At 65.2% G+C, this 20,758-nt stretch carries 21 protein-coding genes; 10 read left to right on the forward strand and 11 right to left on the reverse strand.

Translation table 11 applies throughout. From position 1 onward, the window contains the following. Positions 1–2 precede the first annotated feature (2 nt). Complete coding sequence (gene lpxD / locus FBZ93_RS10090; RefSeq protein WP_146985736.1) at positions 3–1,064, forward strand: UDP-3-O-(3-hydroxymyristoyl)glucosamine N-acyltransferase; 1,062 nt, start codon at positions 3–5, stop codon at positions 1,062–1,064. Continuing rightward, positions 1,064–1,522: a 3-hydroxyacyl-ACP dehydratase FabZ gene (fabZ, locus tag FBZ93_RS10095; RefSeq protein WP_016841580.1), complete on the forward strand. Its 459-nt coding sequence runs from the start codon at positions 1,064–1,066 to the stop codon at positions 1,520–1,522. The genes lpxD and fabZ overlap by 1 nt, the downstream gene beginning before the upstream one ends. A 63-nt stretch (positions 1,523–1,585) precedes the next feature. On the opposite strand, the gene FBZ93_RS10100 is transcribed toward fabZ, so the two are convergent. After that, complete coding sequence (locus FBZ93_RS10100) at positions 1,586–1,909, reverse strand: KTSC domain-containing protein (protein ID WP_146985737.1); 324 nt, start codon at positions 1,907–1,909, stop codon at positions 1,586–1,588. A gap of 150 nt (positions 1,910–2,059) precedes the next feature. Here FBZ93_RS10100 and lpxA point away from each other — a divergent pair, with 150 nt between their 5' ends. The 5 genes from lpxA to FBZ93_RS10125 all read left to right on the forward strand — a co-directional run bounded on the left by lpxA (position 2,060) and on the right by FBZ93_RS10125 (position 6,020). Next, on the forward strand, positions 2,060–2,854 hold the full coding sequence (gene lpxA, locus FBZ93_RS10105; protein WP_146985738.1) for an acyl-ACP--UDP-N-acetylglucosamine O-acyltransferase: 795 nt from the start codon (positions 2,060–2,062) through the stop codon (positions 2,852–2,854). A 19-nt stretch (positions 2,855–2,873) separates the two neighbouring features. Next, positions 2,874–3,731, forward strand: a complete 858-nt coding sequence (locus FBZ93_RS10110) for an LpxI family protein (RefSeq protein ID WP_167528978.1) — start codon at positions 2,874–2,876, stop codon at positions 3,729–3,731. Next, entirely contained in the window at positions 3,731–4,909 is a 1,179-nt protein-coding gene (gene lpxB, locus FBZ93_RS10115; protein ID WP_167528979.1) for a lipid-A-disaccharide synthase, read from the forward strand. Before FBZ93_RS10110 ends, lpxB begins: the two co-directional genes overlap by 1 nt. Positions 4,910–5,022: 113 nt before the next feature. After that, a complete protein-coding gene (locus FBZ93_RS10120; RefSeq protein ID WP_146985741.1) occupies positions 5,023–5,682 on the forward strand; it encodes an SRPBCC family protein in 660 nt (219 codons plus the stop codon). A 2-nt stretch (positions 5,683–5,684) separates the two neighbouring features. Then, complete coding sequence (locus tag FBZ93_RS10125) at positions 5,685–6,020, forward strand: ArsR/SmtB family transcription factor (protein ID WP_146985742.1); 336 nt, start codon at positions 5,685–5,687, stop codon at positions 6,018–6,020. Between the two features lie 33 nt (positions 6,021–6,053). Here FBZ93_RS10125 and gltA read toward each other — a convergent pair whose 3' ends face one another. Then, positions 6,054–7,355 (reverse strand): citrate synthase, encoded by a 1,302-nt coding sequence (gene gltA, locus FBZ93_RS10130; RefSeq protein ID WP_146985743.1) that lies wholly within the window; start codon positions 7,353–7,355, stop codon positions 6,054–6,056. Positions 7,356–7,515: 160 nt separating this feature from the next. Then, on the reverse strand, positions 7,516–8,937 hold the full coding sequence (gene gltX, locus FBZ93_RS10135; RefSeq protein ID WP_146985744.1) for a glutamate--tRNA ligase: 1,422 nt from the start codon (positions 8,935–8,937) through the stop codon (positions 7,516–7,518). A gap of 190 nt (positions 8,938–9,127) precedes the next feature. Here gltX and FBZ93_RS10140 point away from each other — a divergent pair, with 190 nt between their 5' ends. The 3 genes from FBZ93_RS10140 (at position 9,128) to FBZ93_RS10150 (ending at position 13,676) form a co-directional block, all read left to right on the forward strand. Further along, positions 9,128–10,807 carry a glutamine--tRNA ligase/YqeY domain fusion protein gene (locus FBZ93_RS10140; protein WP_146985745.1) on the forward strand — a complete coding sequence of 560 codons (1,680 nt, stop codon included), beginning with the start codon at positions 9,128–9,130 and terminating at the stop codon, positions 10,805–10,807. 36 nt (positions 10,808–10,843) lie between these two features. Beyond that, the gene (locus FBZ93_RS10145; protein ID WP_146985746.1) at positions 10,844–11,230 is read left to right on the forward strand and encodes a YybH family protein; all 387 of its coding nucleotides are present in this window, start codon (positions 10,844–10,846) and stop codon (positions 11,228–11,230) included. Positions 11,231–11,387: 157 nt separating this feature from the next. After that, positions 11,388–13,676, forward strand: a complete 2,289-nt coding sequence (locus FBZ93_RS10150) for a ComEC/Rec2 family competence protein (protein ID WP_146985747.1) — start codon at positions 11,388–11,390, stop codon at positions 13,674–13,676. Positions 13,677–13,687: 11 nt separating this feature from the next. Here the strand turns inward: FBZ93_RS10150 and FBZ93_RS10155 are convergent, their stop codons facing one another. From FBZ93_RS10155 to FBZ93_RS10190, 8 genes are all read right to left on the reverse strand, one after another. Continuing rightward, on the reverse strand, positions 13,688–13,915 hold the full coding sequence (locus FBZ93_RS10155; protein ID WP_146985748.1) for a hypothetical protein: 228 nt from the start codon (positions 13,913–13,915) through the stop codon (positions 13,688–13,690). A gap of 161 nt (positions 13,916–14,076) precedes the next feature. Further along, positions 14,077–14,505 (reverse strand): hypothetical protein, encoded by a 429-nt coding sequence (locus tag FBZ93_RS10160; RefSeq protein ID WP_074130078.1) that lies wholly within the window; start codon positions 14,503–14,505, stop codon positions 14,077–14,079. Between the two features lie 254 nt (positions 14,506–14,759). After that, the gene (gene lexA, locus FBZ93_RS10165; RefSeq protein ID WP_050626399.1) at positions 14,760–15,464 is read right to left on the reverse strand and encodes a transcriptional repressor LexA; all 705 of its coding nucleotides are present in this window, start codon (positions 15,462–15,464) and stop codon (positions 14,760–14,762) included. 243 nt (positions 15,465–15,707) lie between these two features. Continuing rightward, a complete protein-coding gene (locus FBZ93_RS10170; protein WP_146985749.1) occupies positions 15,708–16,919 on the reverse strand; it encodes a molybdopterin molybdotransferase MoeA in 1,212 nt (403 codons plus the stop codon). A 64-nt stretch (positions 16,920–16,983) separates the two neighbouring features. Then, positions 16,984–17,610: an HAD family hydrolase gene (locus tag FBZ93_RS10175; protein WP_146985750.1), complete on the reverse strand. Its 627-nt coding sequence runs from the start codon at positions 17,608–17,610 to the stop codon at positions 16,984–16,986. Between the two features lie 1,206 nt (positions 17,611–18,816). Next, positions 18,817–19,167: a hypothetical protein gene (locus tag FBZ93_RS10180; protein WP_146985751.1), complete on the reverse strand. Its 351-nt coding sequence runs from the start codon at positions 19,165–19,167 to the stop codon at positions 18,817–18,819. A gap of 203 nt (positions 19,168–19,370) precedes the next feature. Continuing rightward, complete coding sequence (locus FBZ93_RS10185) at positions 19,371–19,586, reverse strand: hypothetical protein (RefSeq protein WP_146985752.1); 216 nt, start codon at positions 19,584–19,586, stop codon at positions 19,371–19,373. 215 nt (positions 19,587–19,801) lie between these two features. Further along, positions 19,802–20,035: a hypothetical protein gene (locus FBZ93_RS10190; protein ID WP_146985753.1), complete on the reverse strand. Its 234-nt coding sequence runs from the start codon at positions 20,033–20,035 to the stop codon at positions 19,802–19,804. Positions 20,036–20,758: the final 723 nt, after the last annotated feature.

A 20,758-nucleotide genomic window follows, 5' to 3' on the forward strand; every position in this document is an offset into this window, starting at 1 on the left:
GAATGGCGCAGCCGATCTTCTTCAAAAGTCCTCCTTCGTCATCGCTGGCTGAAATTGCCGCGTTGACGAAGGCGCAACTGGTCGACCCCGAAAGGGGCGCGCACAAGATCAGGGGGCTGGCCTCGCTCGACGAGGCCGGTCCGATGCATCTTGCGTTTTTCGACAATCTCAAATACGCCGACCAGCTGGCCGCGACCAAGGCCGGTGCCTGCCTCGTCAGCCCGCGCTTCGAGGCGCAGGTGCCGAAGGGCACCGCCGTGCTGCGGGCCGCGAAGCCGTTTCAGGTGTTCGTCGAGCTCGCCCGCGAATGGCACGCCGATGCGCTGCGGCCGCAATCCTGGTTCGATACCGAGGGGATCGCCCCATCGGCGATCATCGATCCGACCGCGCGCCTCGAGGATGGTGTCGTCGTCGATCCGCTGGTCGTGATCGGCCCGCGGGTCGAGATCGGCTCGGGCACCATCATCGGCGCCGGCGCGGTGATCGGCGCCGACGTCAAGATCGGCCGCGACTGCAATGTCGGCGCCAAGACCACCATTCAGTTCGCGCTGATCGGCAACAATGTCCTGATCCATCCCGGCTGCAATATCGGGCAGGACGGCTACGGCTTCATCTTCTTCGGGCCCGCAGGCCACGTGAAGGTGCCGCAGACCGGCCGCGTGGTGATCCAGAACAATGTCGAGGTCGGCGCGGCCTCGACCATCGACCGCGGTTCCCTGCGCGACACCGTGATCGGCGAGGGCACCAAAATCGACAATCAGGTCCAGATCGGCCACAATGTGACCATCGGCCGGCACTGCCTGCTCGCGGCCCAGATCGGGCTCGCAGGCAGTCTGACGATCGGCGACAATGTCGCGCTCGGCGCCAAGGTGGGCATCAACAACCACCTCAAGATCGGCGACGGCGCCCAAGTGACGGCGATGAGTGCGGTCAAGGACGACATCCCGGCCAATGGCCGCTGGGGCGGGCATTTCGCCAAGCCGACCAAGCAGTGGTTCAGGGAAATTATCGCAGTGGAGCGGCTGGTGCGCGACAACGAAGCCAAGGGCAAGGAACAGGAGTGATGGAGGAGGCACCGGTCAAATTCGAGCTGGTGGATATCAACGATATCCTGAAGACGCTCCCGCATCGCTTTCCGATGTTGCTGATCGACCGCGTGATCAAGATCCGCACCGACTACAGCGGCATCGGCATCAAGAACGTCACCTTCAACGAGCCGCCGTTCCAGGGACATTTCCCGGATCGTCCGGTTTATCCCGGCGTCATGATGATCGAGGCGATGGCGCAGACCGCCGGCGTGATCGGCATCAAGTCGGTCGAGGGCACCGAGAAGCCGCGCGCGGTGTATTTCCTCACCATCGACAAGTGCAAGTTCAGGAAGCCGGTGATGCCGGGCGACACCATCGAGTACCACATGCGCTCGCTCGGCCGCCGCAAGACGATGTGGTGGTTTCACGGCGATGCCAAGGTCAACGGCCAGGTGGTCGCCGAGGCCGATGTCGGCGCGATGCTGACGGACTAAAGCGTATTCAAGCGAACTGGCCTCCCGATTCGCGTGAAGAAGACGCGTCGAGTAAGCCAGCGGTCACGACGTTCGACAGGCGTATCGGCCATCCGCGCCGGCGATCCGCAGGACGCGGTTGAGGAAGACGCCCATCGATGGTGCGATCATCAGCGCGTCGTAGGTTTCAGTAGGCACGCCGCAATAGTGCTGATAGCTGCCCCTGACCGCGACCAGCAGCGTCCGCTCGCCCGCGCTGTAGCAGACCCGCTGGACGATCGTGCTGCGATTGATGTCGCGGCAGTCGAAGCGCGACAGATCGACGGTCGTGCTGTTGCCGAGGTCGACGGTCTCCGGGCCGATCGGCGCGGAGAGCAGGCTGAGGATCAGCGCGGCGGCCCGGACCATGGATCGGTTGCGACCTTCTCGTTTGCAACAGGCCGTCATGATACGTCACTGGACAGGGCGGTCAAAGTCGCGCTAACGACCGCCCAAATCGACAGCATTGCGCCTTGATAGCACCTTGGCGCCATTAACGAATTCCGGATCGAAAACTTCATGAGCATGATCGACCCGACTGCGCGGATTGCGGATGGCGCTGTGATCGGGGCCGGCACCGAGATCGGTCCGTACTGCATCATCGGCCCCAATGTCGTGCTCGGTGAGAACTGCAAGCTGATCGCGCATGTCACGGTCAGCGGACATACCAAGATTGGCGCCGGCTGCGTCATCTCGCCGTTTGCCGCGCTCGGCGGGCCGCCGCAGGATCTCAGCTATCGCGGCGAGCCGACCCGTCTCGAAGTCGGCGAAGCCTGCACGATCCGCGAGGGCGTGACGATGAATGTCGGCACGATCAAGGGCGGCGGGCTGACCCGCGTCGGCGATCGCGGCTTCTTCATGAACAACAGCCATGTCGGCCATGACTGCATGGTCGGCAACGGCGTGATCTTCGCGACGTCAGCGACGCTCGGCGGCCACTGCGAGATCGGCGACTTCGTCTATATCGGCGGCCTGTCGGCGGTACACCAGTTCACCCGCGTCGGCTCGCAGGTGATGATCGGCGGCGTCTGCGGCGTGCGCGGCGACATCATCCCGTTCGGGCTCGCCAACGGTCAGTACGCGGTGCTCGAAGGCCTCAACATCATCGGCATGCGCCGCCGCCAGTTCACCAAGGCGCGGCTCGCGACCGTGCGTGCGTTCTATCAGAAGCTGTTCCATGGCCCTGGCATCTTCGCCGAGCGGCTGGCTTCGGTGCAGCCGCTGGCGGGCGAGGATCCCGCGATCGCGGAAATCCTCACCTTCATCGAGGGCGGCAAGCTGCGGCCGCTCTGTCTTCCCGCCGATACCAATTGAGCAGGGGATGGCCGCCAGCATGACGTCAGCGGCTCCCTCGCTTTCCTCGCCGGTCGGCGTGATCGCCGGCGGCGGCGCCATGCCGTTTGCGGTCGCCGATCAGCTCACCGCGCGCGGCATCACGCCGGTGCTGTTCGCGCTGCGCGGCGCCTGTGATCCGGCGCGCGCGCAGCGGTTTCGTCATCGCTGGATCTCGGTCGGCCAGCTCGGGCGGGCAACCCGGTTGTTTCGCGATGAAGGCTGCCGCGACCTGATCTTCATCGGCACACTGGTGCGTCCGGCGCTGTCGGAGATCAGGCTCGACTGGGGAACGCTGCGCCTGCTCGGCCATGTCGTACGCGCGTTTCGCGGCGGCGACGATCATCTGCTGTCGAGCGTCGGCCGCATCCTCGAGCAGCAGGGATTCCGCATGGTGGGGATCAAGGATGTCGCGCCCGATCTGCTGATGCCGGAGGGCGCCGTGACGCGCGCGACGCCGGACAGCGCAGCGCTCGCCGATATCGCGCGCGGCCGCGGCGTGCTCGACGCGCTCGGGCCGTTCGACATCGGCCAGGCGGCGGTGGTGATCGACGGTCACGTGGTTGCGGTCGAAGACATCGAAGGCACCGATGGGCTGCTCGCGCGCGTGGCGCGGCTGCGCGCCGAGGGCCGGATCCGCGCCAAGGCCGGCCGCGGCGTGCTGGTGAAGGCGCCGAAGAGCAAGCAGGATCTGCGCTTCGATTTGCCGACCATCGGCCCGCGGACGGTTGAGGGCGCGGCCGCGGCGGGAATCGCCGGGATCGCCGTGATCGCCGGCAACACGCTCGCGGCCGAACCGCAGGCCCTGATCGAGGCCGCCGACGCCAAGGGGCTGTTCGTCATCGGGCTGGCCGGCTGATGCAGGCGCGCAGTCCCAGCACCGGCCGCAAGATCTTCCTCATCGCGACCGAGGAATCCGGTGACCGCCTCGGCGCGGCGCTGATGCAGGTGCTGCGCCAGCGCCTCGGCGATACCGTGCAGTTTTCCGGCGTCGGTGGCCGAGCTATGACAGGTGAGGGCATCGAGCCGCTATTCCCGATCGAAGAACTCTCGATCGTCGGCCTTTCCGCGGTCGTGAAGCAATTGCCGAAAATCCTGCGGTTGATCAGCCGCACCGCCGACGCCGTGCTCGCCGACGCGCCCGACATGCTCGTCATCATCGACAGCCCGGACTTCACCCACCGCGTCGCGCGCCGGGTGCGTGCACGTAATCCGGACATTCCGATCGTCGACTACGTGTCGCCATCGGTCTGGGCGTGGCGGCCGGGCAGGGCGCGCGCGATGCGAGGCTATGTCGATCACGTGCTGGCGCTGCTGCCGTTCGAGCCGGAGGAGTATCGCAAGCTGCAGGGACCGCCGTGCAGCTATGTCGGTCATCCCTTGACCGAGCAACTCGCCTCGCTGCGGCCGAACGAGGAGGAGCAGAAGCGGCGCGACGCGCAGCCGCCGGTCCTGCTGGTGCTGCCCGGAAGCCGGCGCAGCGAGATCAGGCATCATCTGGCGCTGTTCGGCGCCGCGCTCGGCCAGCTCAGCCGGCAAATCCCGTTCGAGCTCGTGCTTCCAACCATGCCGCATCTCGAGGCGATGGTGCGCGAAGGCGTCGCGTCGTGGCCGGTGGCGCCGCGGCTCGCGATCGGCGAGACCGAGAAGCGCGCCGCATTCCGCGTGGCCCGCGCCGCGCTCGCGAAGTCGGGCACGGTGACGCTGGAGCTCGCGCTGTCAGGGATTCCGATGGTGACGGCCTATCGCGTCGGTGCCGCCGAGGCGTTCATCCTGCGCCGTGCAATCCGGGTGTCGTCGGTGATCCTCGCCAATCTCGTGATCGGCACGGATATCATCCCCGAGTTCCTGCAGGAGAACTGCACGCCGGACAAGCTCGCGCAGGCGCTGGTCGATGTGATCAAGGATTCGCCCGAGCGTCTGCGGCAGCTCGTGGCGTTCGCGACGATGGACGGCAAGATGTCGACCGGCGACCAGCCGCCGAGCGTCCGCGCCGCCGACATCGTGCTGGCGGAACTGGGCCGGCGTTCGATCTAGCAATCGATCATGCCTCCACTCTGCGGCGACATACGACCGCAACGGTTCCGCTTGCCTCGAATATTTAGACTGCGTTAATATTAGCGCGGTCTAATATTGGTATGGAGCCCTCCATGAAGATCGATCCTGTTGCTTATGTCGGAGCCGTCGTTCGTGAGGTCGCCGTCCGGGAACGCGATGGCAAACCGGCGCGAGCGGTGATTGCAACGCGCAGCTACGACACCGACATCGCCGATCTCTGGGACGCGCTGACCAATCCCGAGCGCATTCCGCGCTGGTTTTTGCCGATCTCCGGCGAGCTGAGGCTCGGCGGCCGCTACCAGTTCCAGGGCCAGGCGGGCGGCGAAATCACGACCTGTGAGCCGCCACGCCGGCTTGCCGTGACCTGGGAAGCCATGGGCACTGTCAGCTGGGTCACCGTCACCCTGGCTGACGATGGCGCCGGCGGCACGCGCCTGGAACTCGAGCATCTCTCGCTGATCGAGGGTGACTTCTGGGATCGCTATGGACCCGGCGCGGTCGGCGTCGGCTGGGACCTCGCCTTGGTCGGGCTCGCGCTCTACATCGCCGCAGGCCCCGGCGCGCAGTTCGATCGCGCGGCCGCAGAGGCGTGGCCGGGCTCCGAGGATGGCAGGGAGTTCATCCGCCGCAGCAGCGCCGACTGGTGCACGGCTTCGATCAAGGCCGGCACGGACGAGGCCGCCGCGCGCCGGGCCGGGGCCAACACCACGGCGTTCTATTGCGGCGAGCCCGAGCCGGGCGGAGGCTCGTAACCGTGCACGCCTTCGACATCCTCGGTGATCCCGTCCGCCGGCGCATCCTGGAGCTGCTGGCGACCGGCGAGCACAGCTCGGGCGATGTCGTCGCCGTCGTGCAGCGCGAATTCGGCATCACCCAGTCGGCGGTCTCGCAGCAGCTGCGGATCCTGCGCGAGGCCGGTTTCGCGTCGGTGCGCGCCGACGGCACCCGCCGCATCTATGCGGTGGAGCCGCGGCGGCTGCGCGAGGTCGACGACTGGCTCGACCGCTTCAGGGCGTTCTGGCTGCCGCGCCTCGATGCGCTCGCGACCGAAGTTGCGCGCGGCAAACGAAAACGGCGCCATCGGGAATGATGGCGCCGTCTCGGACTCACTCACAAATGCAGCTTACTTGCGCTTGTCGATCTGCACATAGTCGCGGCGCGCGACGCCGGTGTAGAGCTGGCGCGGACGGCCGATCTTCTGCTGCGGATCCTCGATCATCTCGCTCCACTGGCTGATCCAGCCGACGGTGCGGGCGACCGCGAACAGCACGGTGAACATCGAGACCGGGAAGCCCATCGCCTTCAGCGTGATGCCCGAATAGAAGTCGACGTTCGGGTAGAGCTTGCGATCGATGAAGTAGGGATCGCTGAGCGCGATCTTCTCGAGCTCCATCGCGACCTTGAGCATCGGGTCGTCGCCGTGGCCGGTCTCCTTGAGCACCGCGTGACACATCTTCTGCATGATCTTGGCGCGCGGGTCGTAGTTCTTGTAGACGCGGTGGCCGAAGCCCATCAGGCGGACTTCGCTGTTCTTGTCCTTCACCTTGGCGATGAAGTCCGGAATGTTTTCGACCTTGCCGATGCCGTAGAGCATGTTGAGCGCGGCCTCGTTGGCGCCGCCATGCGCCGGGCCCCACAGGCAGGCGATGCCGGCCGCGATGCAGGCGAACGGGTTGGCGCCCGAGGAGCCGGCGATACGCACCGTCGAGGTCGAGGCGTTCTGCTCGTGGTCGGCGTGCAGGATGAAGATCTTGTCGAGTGCGTCGGCGAGCACCGGATTGATCTTGTACTCCTCGCAAGGCACCGCGAAGCACATGTTGAGGAAGTTCTCGGCAAACGAGAGCGAGTTCTTCGGATAGATGAAGGGCTGGCCCACGGTGTACTTGTAGGCCATCGCCGCCAGCGTCGGCACCTTCGCGATCATCCGCATCGAGGCGATCATGCGCTGCCGCGGATCGTTGATGTCGGTGGAGTCGTGGTAGAACGCGGCCAGCGCGCCGACGGCCGCCACCATGATCGCCATCGGATGCGCGTCGCGGCGGAAGCCCTGGAAGAAGCGGGCCATCTGCTCATGCACCATCGTGTGATGGATCACGCGATGGTCGAAGTCCTTCTTCTGCGCCGGGGTCGGAAGCTCCCCGTAGAGCAGCAGGTAGCAGGTCTCGAGGAAGTCGCCGTGCTCGGCGAGCTGCTCGATCGGATAGCCGCGGTATTCGAGAACGCCGGCATCGCCGTCGATATAGGTGATCTTCGACTGGCAGCTGCCGGTCGAGGTGAAGCCGGGGTCGTAGGTGAACACCCCGGCTTGGCCGTAGAGCTTGGCGATGTCGATGACATCAGGCCCAACCGTGCCGCTCAGGATCGGGAAATCGTAGTTCTTGTTGCCGATGGTGAGTGTGGCTGTCTTGCTGGATTTTGCGTCCATCGCGATATCCCCGATGAATTCGTTGCGAAAACCGACCATGCCCAGTCGCTAAACTGCGGCCCATGGCCGGGCGGAACGGCTTGTTGAGAAAGCGTCCGGGGATGGGTAGCTCATTGCAATGTGCGCTGCAAGATGGACCCTGGAGGGGGTCCATGCAGGATTACGCCGCCTGATCGGCGAGGCGGGCCAGACACTCCTGGCGTCCCAGGACGGCCAGCACGTCGAAGATGCCCGGCGACGTTGTTCGCCCGGTCAGCGCCACCCGCAGCGGCTGGGCGACGGCGCCGAGTTTCAGATTGTTCTGCTCGGCGAAATTCCGCATGGCGGTCTCGGTGGTTTCCGCCGTCCAGTCATTCACGGCTTCCAGCGCGGTACGCAGCCGGCCGATCAATGCGCGCGTTTCCGGCGTGAGTAGCGCCACAGCTTTCGGATCGAGCTCGAGCGGCCGATCGGCGAAGATAAAGTAGGCGCCCGCGATCAGCTCGATCAGCGTCTTGGCGCGCTCCTTCAGGCTCGGCATCGCGCGCAGCAACTGCGCGCGGGTGGTGTCGTTGAGCTTGGCCTTCAGCGCGGCGCCTTCAGGAACATAGTCCAGCACGCTCTCGAACTGGGTCACGAGGGAGTGATCGTCGCTCTGCCGGATATAGTGGCCGTTGAGGTTCTCCAGCTTGGCGAAATCGAACCGCGCCGCCGAGCGGCCGATGCCCGGCAGATCGAACGCGTCGATCATCTCCTGGGTCGAGAAGATCTCCTGGTCGCCATGGCTCCAGCCGAGCCGGACGAGGTAGTTGCGCAGGGCGGCCGGCAGATAGCCGAGCGCGCGGTAGGCATCGACGCCGAGCGCGCCATGGCGCTTCGACAGTTTCGAGCCGTCGGGGCCGTGGATCAGCGGAATGTGGGACATGCTCGGCAGCTCCCACTCCAGCGCGTCGTAGATCTGCTTCTGGCGCGCGGCGTTGATCAGATGGTCGTCGCCGCGGATGATATGGGTAACGCCCATGTCGTGGTCGTCGACCACGACCGCGAGCATGTAGGTCGGGGTGCCGTCGCCGCGCAGCAGGACGAGGTCGTCGAGGTTCTCGTTCTGCCAGACCACGCGGCCCTGGACCTGGTCCTCGATCACGGTCTCGCCGGTCTGCGGCGCCTTCAGGCGGATGGTCGGCTTGACGTCCGAGGGCGCGGTGGCCGGATCGCGGTCACGCCACATGCCGTCATAGAGGCGGGTGCGGCCCTCGGCGCGCGCCTTCTCGCGCATCGCGGCCAGCTCCTCGGGCGTGGCGTAGCAGTAATAGGCGCGCCCGGCGGCGAGCAGGCCCTCGGCGACCTCGCGATGGCGGGCGGCGCGGCTGAACTGGTAGATGACGTCGCCGTCCCAATCGAGCTCGAGCCACTTCAGGCCGTCGAGGATGGCGTCGATCGCCTCCTTGGTGGAGCGTTCGCGGTCGGTGTCCTCGATCCGGAGCAGCATCTTGCCGCCGAGCTTTCGGGCATAGAGCCAGTTGAACAGCGCGGTGCGGGCACCTCCGATATGGAGGAAGCCGGTCGGTGAGGGGGCGAAGCGGGTAACGACGGGATTGGTCATGATCGCGCGAGACGTATGCTGGAACGGGCGGTGGTGTATAGCAGGAACCGGACATAACTAAAGCCTCGGTTGACCTTTTGCCCGTCAAACCGGACTTGAGACCCGGCTCGAAACCGGACTTGAAACCGGACTTGGCCGGACGGCACGAATTTGGCAGAAGGTTGAGCCTAATCCTCCAGGGAACCCTTTGATGACGACTGACACGACGGCAGAGGCAGGGCGCGACTTCATCCGCGACATCGTCCAGGCCGATCTCTCCTCCCACAAGCACAACCGGATCGTGACCCGCTTCCCGCCGGAGCCGAACGGCTACCTGCATATCGGCCACGCCAAGTCGATCGCCTTGAATTTCGGCATCGCCCGGGAGTTCGGCGGTCAGTGCAATCTGCGCTTCGACGACACCAATCCGACCAAGGAGGAGCAGGAGTACATCGACTCGATCCAGGCCGACGTGCATTGGCTCGGCTACGATTGGGGGAACAACCTCTTCTATGCGTCCGACTATTTCGAGCGCCTGTACGATTGGGCCGAGGGCCTGATCAAGGCGGGCTATGCCTATGTCGACGACCAGTCGCAGGAGGAGATCCGCACCTCCCGCGGCACGCTGACCGAGCCAGGCAAGAACTCGCCGTTCCGCGACCGTTCGGTCGACGAGAACCTCGACCTGTTCCGCCGCATGAAGGCCGGCGAGTTCTCCAACGGCGCCCGCGTGCTGCGCGCCAGGATCGACATGGCGGCCGGCAACATCAATCTGCGCGACCCCGTGCTCTACCGCATCCTGCACGCCCATCATCCGCGCACCGGCGACAAATGGTCGATCTATCCGAGCTACGACTACGCGCACGGCCAGTCGGATGCGATCGAGGGCATCACCCATTCGATCTGCACGCTGGAGTTCGAGGATCACCGTCCGCTCTATGAGTGGCTGCTCGACAAGCTGCCGGTGCCGTCGAAGCCGCGCCAGTATGAAATGGCGCGGCTGAACCTGACCTACACGCTGCTGTCGAAGCGCGTGCTGACCCAGCTCGTCCGTGACGGGCATGTCTCGGGCTGGGACGATCCGCGGATGCCGACCATTGCTGGCCTGAAGCGGCGCGGCGTGCCGCCGGCTGCGGTGCGCGAGTTCATCAAGCGCATCGGCGTCGCCAAGGCCAACAGCGTGGTCGATGTCGGCATGCTCGAATTCTGCATCCGCGAGGAGCTGAACCGCACCGCGCTGCGCCGCATGGCGGTGCTGCGGCCGCTCAAGGTGGTGATCGAGAATTATCCGGAAGGCCAGGTCGAGGAGATCGAGGCGATCAACCACCCCGACAATCCGGAAGCCGGCACCCGCAAGATCGCGTTCGGCCGCGAGCTCTACATCGAGCGCGACGACTTCATGGAGAACCCGCCGAAGAAGTTCTTCCGCCTCTCGCCCGGAACGGAAGTGCGGCTGCGCTATGCTTACTTCATCAAGTGCACGGGCGTGATCAAGGACGCCGCCGGCGAGGTCGTCGAGCTTCGCGCGACCTATGATCCGGCGACCAAGGGCGGCAACGCGCCCGACGGCCGCAAGGTAAAGGCGACGATGCACTGGCTGCCGGCGGCGCAGTCGAAGCCGGCGGAGATCCGGATCTACAATCAGCTGTTCGCCAATCCGAGTCCGAACGCCGCCGATTTTGCCGCCGACCTCAACCCGCAGTCGCTGGAAGTGTTGAGCGATGCGCGGGTCGAGCCTGCGATCGCCGAGGGCAATTCACCCGATCCGATGCAGTTCGAGCGGCAGGGCTATTTCGTGCGTGACGCGGATTCGAGGCCGGACAAGCTCGTGTTCAACCGCACCATCGGCCTGCGCGACACCTTCGCCAAGGAAGTCGGCGGCAAAAGCTAAAGCTGCTCGAGACGGACGCCAGGAGGGAGGCGATCGATGCCTGAGGAAGCCGACGAGATCGTCTCCGCGATCATTGCAAAGTGGTCGGCAGGTTTCAGCAAGCTCGATGCGGATGCGCTCTCCGCGCTCTACTCGAAGAGCGCGTTCTTCTTCGGTTCGAACCCGACGCTGTATCGCGGTCGCGACGGCGTCAAAGCGTACGCTGAAGGCCTGCCGCGCTGGCACGCGCCGCGCGTTCAGTTCAGCGAAATCAGGACCGCGCAGGTGAATGCCGATCTGGTCAACATGGCGGGCATTGCGTCCTTCTTTCTTGACGGCGATGCGCCCGCGCTCGTCGTCAAGATCACCTGGGTGATCGCGCGCGAGGACGGCGACTGGAAGATCGTCTGCCACCACGTCTCGTCGCAGACGCCGCTGATTTAGGCGCGGACGCCGGGAGTCCCGGGCGTGCGCCCGTCCCAGACGAGCGCCCAGCTGTCCCCGCAGGTCACAGCCTTCGGTTGCGTGTTTCGGTTCCGTTCCGCTAGTCGGGTGGCTGCGGCATCCGCTAGCCTGCCGTCCGGCAGGGATCGCAAGCGGAATGGCGGAGCAGGGCACGACGCCGGGCGGCAAACGCGGCTACGCGGGGACGTGGCCGCCGCGTGCCGCCGTTCCTGCCGGCGGCTATCTGCCGACGCCTGCCAGCATCTGGCGGCCTTTCGTCGAGACATTGCGGCAGTGGGCGCGCGCGGAGGCGGGCGCCGGTCGGCTGTTGCCGTGGGTGCCGGTGGCGTTCGGCACCGGGATCGCATTCTATTTCGCGGCCGAGCATGAGCCGGTGCTGCCGGTCGCGGCCACTGTCGCCATCGCGCTCTGCCTGCTGGCGCTGCTGCTCCGGCGGCGCAGCGTGTTTCCCGCCATCGTGATGCTGGCCGCCGTTGCCGCCGGCTTTGCCATGGCGACGTGGAAGACGGCGCGGATCGCCCACGGCGTGCTCGCGCGGCCGATGTTCTCGGTGGCGCTGACCGGCTTTGTCGAGACGCGCGACATCCGGGAGAAGACTGATCGCTTCGTGCTGCGGGTGGTCTCGATGGAGAGCCCGCGCGACAATACGAAGTTAGAGCGTGTCAGGCTGTCAGTGAAGAAGGGCACCGCGCCCGAAGTCGGCAGCTTCGTCGAATTGAAGGCGCGGCTGATGCCGCCGCTCGGGCCGCAGCGTCCGGGCTCCTATGATTTCGGCCGCGACCTGTATTTCCAGGGCATCGCTGCGTCCGGCTTCGTGATGGGCGCGGTCAAGACCAGGGAGCCGCCGGCAGCCGGTGGCCTTGCGCTGCGCTATGCAGCCTTCATGCAGTGGCTGCGCGACGCCATCGACGCACGCATCCGCACCACGCTCGACGGCGATCAGCGCGCGATCGCAACCGCGCTGCTCACCGGCCGGCGCGATGCGATCACGACGCCGGTCAACGATGCCATGTTCATCTCGGGGCTCGGCCATGTGCTGTCGATCTCCGGCTACCACATGGCTGTCGTCGCAGGCGTCGTGTTCTTCACGATCCGCGCGCTGCTTGCGCTGTTTCCGGCGCTGACTGCGGGACAGCCGATCAAGAAATGGGCCGCGGCGGCCGCGCTCGTCGCCGCGGCGTTCTATCTTTTGCTGTCGGGAGCCGAGGTCGCAACGCAGCGATCGTTCTTCATGACGGCGGTGGTGCTGATCGCCGTGATCGTCGACCGCCGCGCGATCACCTTCCGTACGCTGGCGGTGGCGGCGCTGATCGTGCTGGCGATCGCGCCGGAGGCGCTGGTGCATCCGAGCTTCCAGATGTCGTTTGCCGCGACGCTCGGGCTGGTGGCGCTGGTGCAGATCGGGCTGCCGAACCTCCTGGCGTCGCCCGATCATTCGGTGACCGCGCGGGTCGCGCTGTGGGGCGGGCGTGAGCTCATGGTGCTGATGCTGGCCTCGCTGGTCGCCGGGCTCGCGACCACGCCCTACGCCGCGTTCCACTTCCATCGCGTGACGCCCTACGGGTTGCTCGCGAACCTCGCGGCCATGCCGGTGGTGTCGGCCGTGGTGATGCCGGCGGGCCTGCTCGGGCTCCTCGCCATGCCGTTCGGCTTCGACGGCGTGTTCTGGGCGATCATGGGGTTCGGCATCGACTGGATGATCCTGGTGACGCAATGGGTCGCGGCGCTGCCCGGCGCGGTCGGCCGGATGGCGGCGTTCGGCGTCGGGCCGATGATCCTGGCGAGCGCCGGTCTGATCCTGCTCGGATTGCTGCGTTCGCCGCTGCGCTGGTCGGGGGCCGTGCTGCTCGTGGTGGCTTCGCTCTGGGCGGTGCGGGTGCCGCAGCCGGACGTTCTGGTCTCGGCCGATGGCCGCAACGTCGCGGTGCGTGGCGGCGACGGGCGGCTGCATCTGCTGCACAGCGCCAAGGATGCCTTTCTCGTGAAGGAATGGCTGGCGGCGGATGCCGATGCCCGGACGGCTACCGATGCGTCGCTCGGCGAGGGGGTCTCCTGCGATCCGAGCGGTTGCGTGACGCAAGGGCCCGGCGGCGCCTTCGTCGCGCTGGCGACCCGGCCGGAGGCACTGGCCGACGATTGCGAGCGCGCGGCGCTGATCGTGACCGCGCGGCCGCCACCGCCGCGGGACTGCGCCGCCTCCGTGATCGACGCCGAGCGGCTGCGGCGCCACGGCGCGCTGATGCTGCGGCGGATCCGGGACGGTTATGCCGTCGATGCGGTCAAGCCGGGCGGGATCGACCGGCCATGGTCGCCGGCGGTTCCCGGCGACGGCGAGAGCGAGACCACGCTGCGCGCGCCCGCCGCCGCGCCGCGGCCCGCCGCCGACGCGACGCCGTCCGAGGTCGATCTGCAAAGCGAGGATTAGTAAGCCGAGGATCAGCCGGGATCGAGCGAGGTGCCGGAGGGCAGCTCAAACAGGCCGAGATGGTATTCGTCGGAGTCGGGGCCGCCGTCGGGCTTCTTGACGAGGGTGAAGACAGCCTCGGGAAACCGCTCCCAGACTTTCAGGTCGTCGGCTGTAACCGTCAGCCAGCCGAACCGGAACATGTAGCGGCCCGGCTCCGTGACGCGTCCAACCTTTTGCCATGTGACCTTGTCGACCACTGCGCCGGTTTCCGTGAGTGCACGTCCTCCGCACGCGATCATGCGACAAGCCGTCCGCCGACGCAAATCTCCTAGTGCGCCCCGGAACCCGATGTCCGGGGTCGCTCGAAATCGCTTAGGTCATCCGCCGCCGAACGGTTCATTCCGCGGCGACGATGCGTTCAACCCAAAAACAGCGACGCGAATGCGGAGGGCCGCCGCTCCACAACCTTCGGCTTCTGTTCGACCGGCGGATGCAGCGCCGGCAGTTGCAGCACGCTGACGCGCTGCCCCTCGACGAGCTGGGTCACCAGCACATGGCTGCCGTCGGGGAATTCGACCGCGTCGTGATGGCGATCGGGCACGTCGGGCTCGACTTCGTTGAACACGCCGACGCGGAAGTTCATCGTCTTGGTCCAGATCCAGCGGCTGTCGTAGCGAACGTTCTCGGCGAAAGCGAGCTCGGTGCCTGGCAGCATGCAGACCGCGACAGTGGGATCGTTCTCCGAAGCAAAGCCGCGGGTCGACGTGCCGCGGAAGGTCGTCGTGATCAGCGTCTCTCCGACAATGGCGGGGCGCGATGCCACGGCGTGCAGACTATAGTCACACATCGGTTGGCTCCTCATTTCGAGGTAGCGACCCGTGCCTCTCCTTGAGGCATAGGGCCTCTACCAGAGTGGACGATAGCGAACGAGTGTCTGCTCGTTTCTGGGCGATTGTACGACTGCTCCGCGAACGCTCCGATCACAAACACGCGACGCTGCGTGGGAGGTATCGGAGCGCATCGGGCAGGCCGCACGTTACGCTATCCTTCAAGGAACGATCCGATGTGTTGCTCGTTCCTCGCCGCCGCAAGTATTTGCGCTCAGTACTTGCGATAGAGGCCGATCAGCTTGCCCTGGATGCGGACCCGGTTCGGCGGCAGGATGCGCACTTCATAGGCGGTGTTGGCCGGCTCCAGCGCGATCGACGCGCCGCGGCGGCGGAAGCGCTTCAGGGTGGCTTCCTCCTCGTCGATCAGCGCCACCACGATGTCGCCGGTATTGGCGACGTCGTTGCGCTGGATCAGCGCCATGTCGCCATCGAGGATGCCGGCATCGACCATCGAGTCGCCGCGCACTTCCAGCGCATAATGCTCGCCGGCGCCGAGCATGTCGGGCGGCACGCTGATGGTGTGGCTGCGGGTCTGCAGCGCCTCGATCGGCGTACCGGCGGCGATCCGGCCCATCACCGGGACGGCGACCGGACGGTTGCCGTCGTCCTCGGCGACCGGGGGCGTGCTGGTGCGCTTGCCGAGGGTGCCTTCGATGACGCTTGGCGTGAAGCCGCGGCGGCCGTTGCCGCCGCCCGCGGAGAGCTCGGGCAGCTTGATGACTTCGATGGCGCGGGCGCGGTTGGGCAGGCGGCGGATGAAGCCGCGCTCCTCCAGCGCAGTGATCAGGCGGTGGATACCGGATTTCGAGCGCAGGTCGAGCGCATCCTTCATCTCGTCGAAGGAGGGCGGCACGCCGGCCTCTTTCAGACGTTCATTGATGAAACGCAGAAGTTCGTACTGTTTGCGCGTGAGCATCTCGAGTATTCCCCCGGTTGATAGCGTCGTTCGATTCCGAGACTCTTCAGTGGGGCCTGCAGGCCGGGCCTGACCTCAGGAGCATTGTGCTTGCTGCAAGCGCTCCCTGGCGGCCTCCCGTTTGTAGACACCAGTACTCGAAACAAATCATGAACGGACACTATATGTTCGATATGTGTTCCGCAACCACTTAATTTCAGGTGAACGCGCACGGCAACGCACAATGAGCGGGCCGCGAAAGCCTCACTCCGGCAGCGTCAGGATCTCGCATTCGGCGCCTTTGACGGCCGCCGGCGCAAACGGCGGACGCACGAGAAGTGCCCGTGCCGCAGCGAGATTCCCGAGCAGCGACGAGTCCTGCTGCATGACAGGCGTTGCGATCAGCGTGCCGTCTTCGCGCTCTTCGATGCGCGCACGCAGATAGTCCTCGCGCTGGTCGTTGGCGGCGAGGTCGCGGCCGAGCAGGGCGCTCGCGCGGCGATGATGAATCACTTTTCGGCCGCTCAATGCGCGAATCAACGGCACCAGGAACAGGAAGGCGCAGACATAGGAGGACACCGGATTGCCGGGCAGGCCGATCACCCGCATCGACCCCAATCGGCCGTGCATCATCGGCTTGCCGGGCCGCATCGCGATCCGCCAGAACGCCATCTGGACGCCCTCGGCCTCCAGCGACTGCTTGACGAGATCGTGGTCGCCGACCGAGGCGCCGCCGGTGGTGATCAGGATGTCGGCACCGCTCTCGCGCGCCCGGCGGATGCCGGCCGTGGTCGCCTCCACGGTGTCGGCGGCGATCCCGAGGTCGACGGTCTCGGCGCCTTCGGCGCGCGCCAGCGCCCGCAGCGCGTAGCCGTTGGAATAGACGATCTGGCCGGGGCCGGGCTTCGATCCCGGCATCACCAGCTCATCGCCGGTTGCCAGCACGGCGACCTTCGGCCGGCGGCGCACCGCGAGCTCCGGATAGTTCATGGCGGCCGCCAGCGACAGCGCGCGATCGGAGAGGCGGCTGCCGGCGGCGAGCAGCACGTCGCCTTCGCGGAAGTCGACGCCCGCGGCGCGGATGTGCCGTCCGGCGGCAGCTAGCTCTGATATCGCGATGTGGTCGCCGTCGACCCTGGTGTCCTCCTGGATGATGACGGCGTCGGCGCCGTCGGGGATCACGCCGCCGGTAAAGATCCGCACCGCCTCGCCGGCACCGACCGTCCGCTCGAACGGCCGGCCGGCGGCGACTTCGCCGATCACCTTGAGCCGGGCCTTCAGATCACCCGCATCGGCTGCCCGCACCGCATAGCCGTCCATCGCCGACATCGGCTGCGGCGGCTGGGTGCGAAGCGCGGCGAGGTCACCCGCCAGCGTACGGTGGTAGGCGGCATCGAGCGCGACCATCTCCTGCGGCAGCGGCTCGGCGCCGGCGAGAACGGCGGACAGGGCATCGGCAACCGGCATCAGGGCCACGCTCAGAGCTCCTCAAATCCAGGGTTCAAATCCCAGGGTCAAATCCCAAGGTCAAATCCCAAGGTCAAATCCCAAGTGCAGTCAGTGCCCCTGCCACGTCATCCGTCGATGTCACGTGGATGGCATGAAGGCCGCGCGCCCGCGCACCCTCGATATTGGCAGCCAGGTCGTCGAAGAACAGGATCCGCGACGCCGGCACGCCGATGGCTTTTACCACATGATCGTAAGCCGCGGCGTCGGGTTTGCGAAAGCCGATCGTCGAGGACAGGAAGATGGTGCGGAAATGGCCGAGCAACTCGGCATGGGCGACCGAGAAATGTGCGACATGGGCCGGGTTGGTGTTGGAGAACGCGTAGAGCGGCATCCGCTTCGCGGCGGCCGCGAGCAGCGGCGCGATGCCCGGCATCTCGCCGGTGAAGATCGAATTCCAGCCCTCGAGGAATTGCGCGTCGCTGAGGCCGATGCCGAGCGACTGGCGCAGGCTCGCGAAGAACGCCGCATCGTCGATCCGGCCGATCTCGTGATGCTTGAAGCTGTCGTCGACGACGAAGCGGCTGGCGAGTTCGGCCGGTGCGCAGCCGGCATGCTGCGCCCAGTGCGCCATCACCTTGTCAAAGTCGATGTCGAGCACGACGCGGCCGATATCGAACAGCAGCACGTCGACGGAATCGGGGGAGAGTTGCGAGGTCATTGCGTGAAACCGTGTACGAGAATTGCAGGCAGGCGGCAATGTCCCCGATTTGTGCGGCAGGCATGCGACGAGTCTTCCCTGCGAAAGGTATCGGCTCCGTCATCCTGAGGTGCGCGCCTTGCGGCGCAATTGCGCCGCTGGGCGAGCCTCGAAGGATGCACGGCTGCAGTCGCTCCGCCAACCCTTCGAGACGGCCACTTCGCGGTCTCCTCAGGGTGACTGTGATAGGCGTGATCCTGTGATTTCCCCAATCGTCGTGCTGGCGAAAGCCAGGACCCATAACCACCGCATCTGGTGATGAACGGGACAGCGGCCCCAGCGTCGCGCAACAATTCTCATTTGGGGTAATGGGTCCTGGCTTGCGCCAGGACGACACTGAATTTGTGGCGCAGTTTGTCGGTCATACGCTCGCATTCTCGCGACATGAATAGCCCGAGTCTATGCATTTCATTTCGCCGCTCGGAGAACAGAGGGCGCAGGGAACGCCGGGTGCGATCGCACCCGTGCAAAGGGTAGCGAACTCGGGGGTAGGACCACAGGTGCAACCGGAGCAATCCGGCTTTCCCTGCGCGATGGGCTACGGCTTATCCGTGCTCGCCGGCGAGACTGCGACGCCAGGCCGTCAGGATGGAGAGAAGCTGAAATTCTTTCATTTCGATTCACATGCGTGATTTTCGAAACCCGAATTTGCGCGGATCATTGCACGACTGGGCAGGATGATGTTCATTTCAAGCATATTGCAGACCCAGTAGGCCGTTGATTTTTTGCAGACGACGGTCGGCGACAACATAGGAAATGCAGTGGCCCCGGCTCGCCCCTCTCGCCGGGGCCATTGCCTTGCGCTGATGTTAGCGCCTCATCGAACGGACAGCGTGGAAATCGGCTTTCTCAGCTTTGCTGGAATGTCATTTGTCGTGCTGGTCGCCAGCGTGGGCTGGCTTCTGATCGGATGAGGCGGGCATTCAGTGGATGATCGGAACTTGGCCTCGGTGTGTTGCCCACTCGCTGGGGCCTTTTCTTTCCAGCTTCCGCATCAATCGACTAGTGCAAATAGGTCAACCCTCCCGCCACGATTGCCAAGGCAAAGGCAGAAACAGCCACCGCGATAATCCAGGGCATGTCGTGGCGTTCTCTCGGGGTCATGGCGGCTCCCTTGCCGGTCGCAGGCTGCAGTAGTTCTGGCTTGCCGCAAGCGGCCGACCAGGCTCACGGTTCTCGCTTGATGGTCCCTTCATGACAATTTTCGCGGTAGCGGCGGCAGTTGTCTTGGCCTGCTATGCCAAGCTCCTCTCTGTACATGCAACCGTCACGCAGCCACTCGCAATTGACATGCGGTGTCGATGGCGAGCAAGAATTGCGAAACTTGACGCAATTTTCCTCGCCTTCGCCAAGTTCGTCTTTCAGTTCGCACGCGCGCAGCAAGTCACGGCAGTCGCCGCCTTGCGGTGTCGTGGCAGATGCAGAATTGGCTAAATGTCCCGAGTGCCATGCAGCAAAGATCGCGAGAGCGGCGGCGCACAAGGCGGCAATGGTTGGCCTGACTGGCGTCTCGCTCACCTTGATTGCGGCTCCCGTAAGATGAGGGTAGGGGCATTGCCGCCACCACCGCTCTCGTTTGATGCTCGGCCTTTACCTTGGGAACGGTCGGCGACCACGACTGTTCCTCGCCGGGACCCCGCGAGCGATGGAGGCGTTCGCTCCATTCCGATCATGGACGCCGTCAGACTGGGCGCGAGCCTTTGTGGCTCTCCGAGCATGCATCAGGGGTGCAGAAGCCAAAGCAGCCGTTGCCGGTGCTGTTCACTGTCAAGCTGATTTCTGCGCATGACTTCAAGTTCGGCCTGAACCTTGGTGGTGTCCTCATTCAGCCGCTTCAATTCAATCAGGGACGCCTCAAGCTCAGCGAGCCGCTTTTCGCCTTCGACCACGTCGAGTTCAATCTGCCTCAGCTCGTCCATGATCGCGTCTTTGTACATCGAACTCCCGGCGTATTTTGCCACCAGTCGTGCGTGCTGCACTGTTCAGCAGAAACGGCCTGCAAATCCTGCCGTTCCTGGCTGTGCTCAGAATCCGTTTGTCACCCGCCGACGGCCTTCTGAAGCGCGACCAGCAAGCCGAAGACCGAGCCGGTCACAGCGAGGAAGACGGTGAAGTAGTAGATGCGATACATGACTGGCCGTTCTTCGCTGGTCTAGTCGAGTAGATTGTATTTTGTGCTCAAGCGTTCCTGAATACGAAGCGCTGCGTGATCGGCAGTTGATTGAGCGGCCTCGCCGTAATCCGCGATCGTCGCGCGCCACGACGTTTCCTTGCCGAGCACATGAACCGGGCTGATGATCACTTCCTTGACGCCGGCGCAGCCCGGCTCGCCGCGCAAAAGATCAAGGATTTCGTAAACGAGCCTTGCTCGCGGAACAGATTGCATTTCCATCGCCGGCCAACATCGACTGCGCAGTCACGGACACATGTCGGCGACAGCTGGATACTTGCAGTTGACGCTCGTCACGATCGGTCGTTCCTCGCGCGCGAATAGATGCCCGGCAAACCAATGTCTTTCCGTAAAGATGGATTCATAGGAAGCCCGCCTATGGGCGACTCCTATGAAATCGTTCGGCACTCGGAGCCTTGGTTGGCTGCGCGCCGCCGATGTCGGATTGATGACCGTGTCGCCGGTTCAGTCGCAGAGTCTCGGTTGAATTTCATTGGATAGGGTCGCTCAAGCAGACAAATTGTCGGGCTGTCCGGATCGAGGCGCCCGCTCACATCCGGGACAGCGCGAGCCCGAGATAAGCGATCAGCGCGCCGGTGCTGAGAATGATGACGACGAGCGCTTGCTCTGAACGTGCCTGTAAAGTTTTCCGGGTCACGGCGATGACGCTCCGTCTCCTTGAAATCATTTTGTCCAACTGACACCGGCCACCGCTCGTTCCGGTTCCGGCGCCGGAACTTGCATGAACTTTCATAAATGTCGGACCGAGATGTCTCGTCCAGTTCCACCCCGGAAAAGGCAACGCCGCCCGCATTGAATACGGGCGGACGGCGCTGGTTCTAGCCCCAGGAGGGATGGCAAAATCCTGACCTGTACGGATTACGGACGAGAGCGGAGCGGGGTTCACGGCGTCGGGCCCGTACGATTCCGGTCATCCGA

The organism is Bradyrhizobium macuxiense (assembly GCF_007993935.1).
Lineage (GTDB): Bacteria > Pseudomonadota > Alphaproteobacteria > Rhizobiales > Xanthobacteraceae > Bradyrhizobium > Bradyrhizobium macuxiense_A.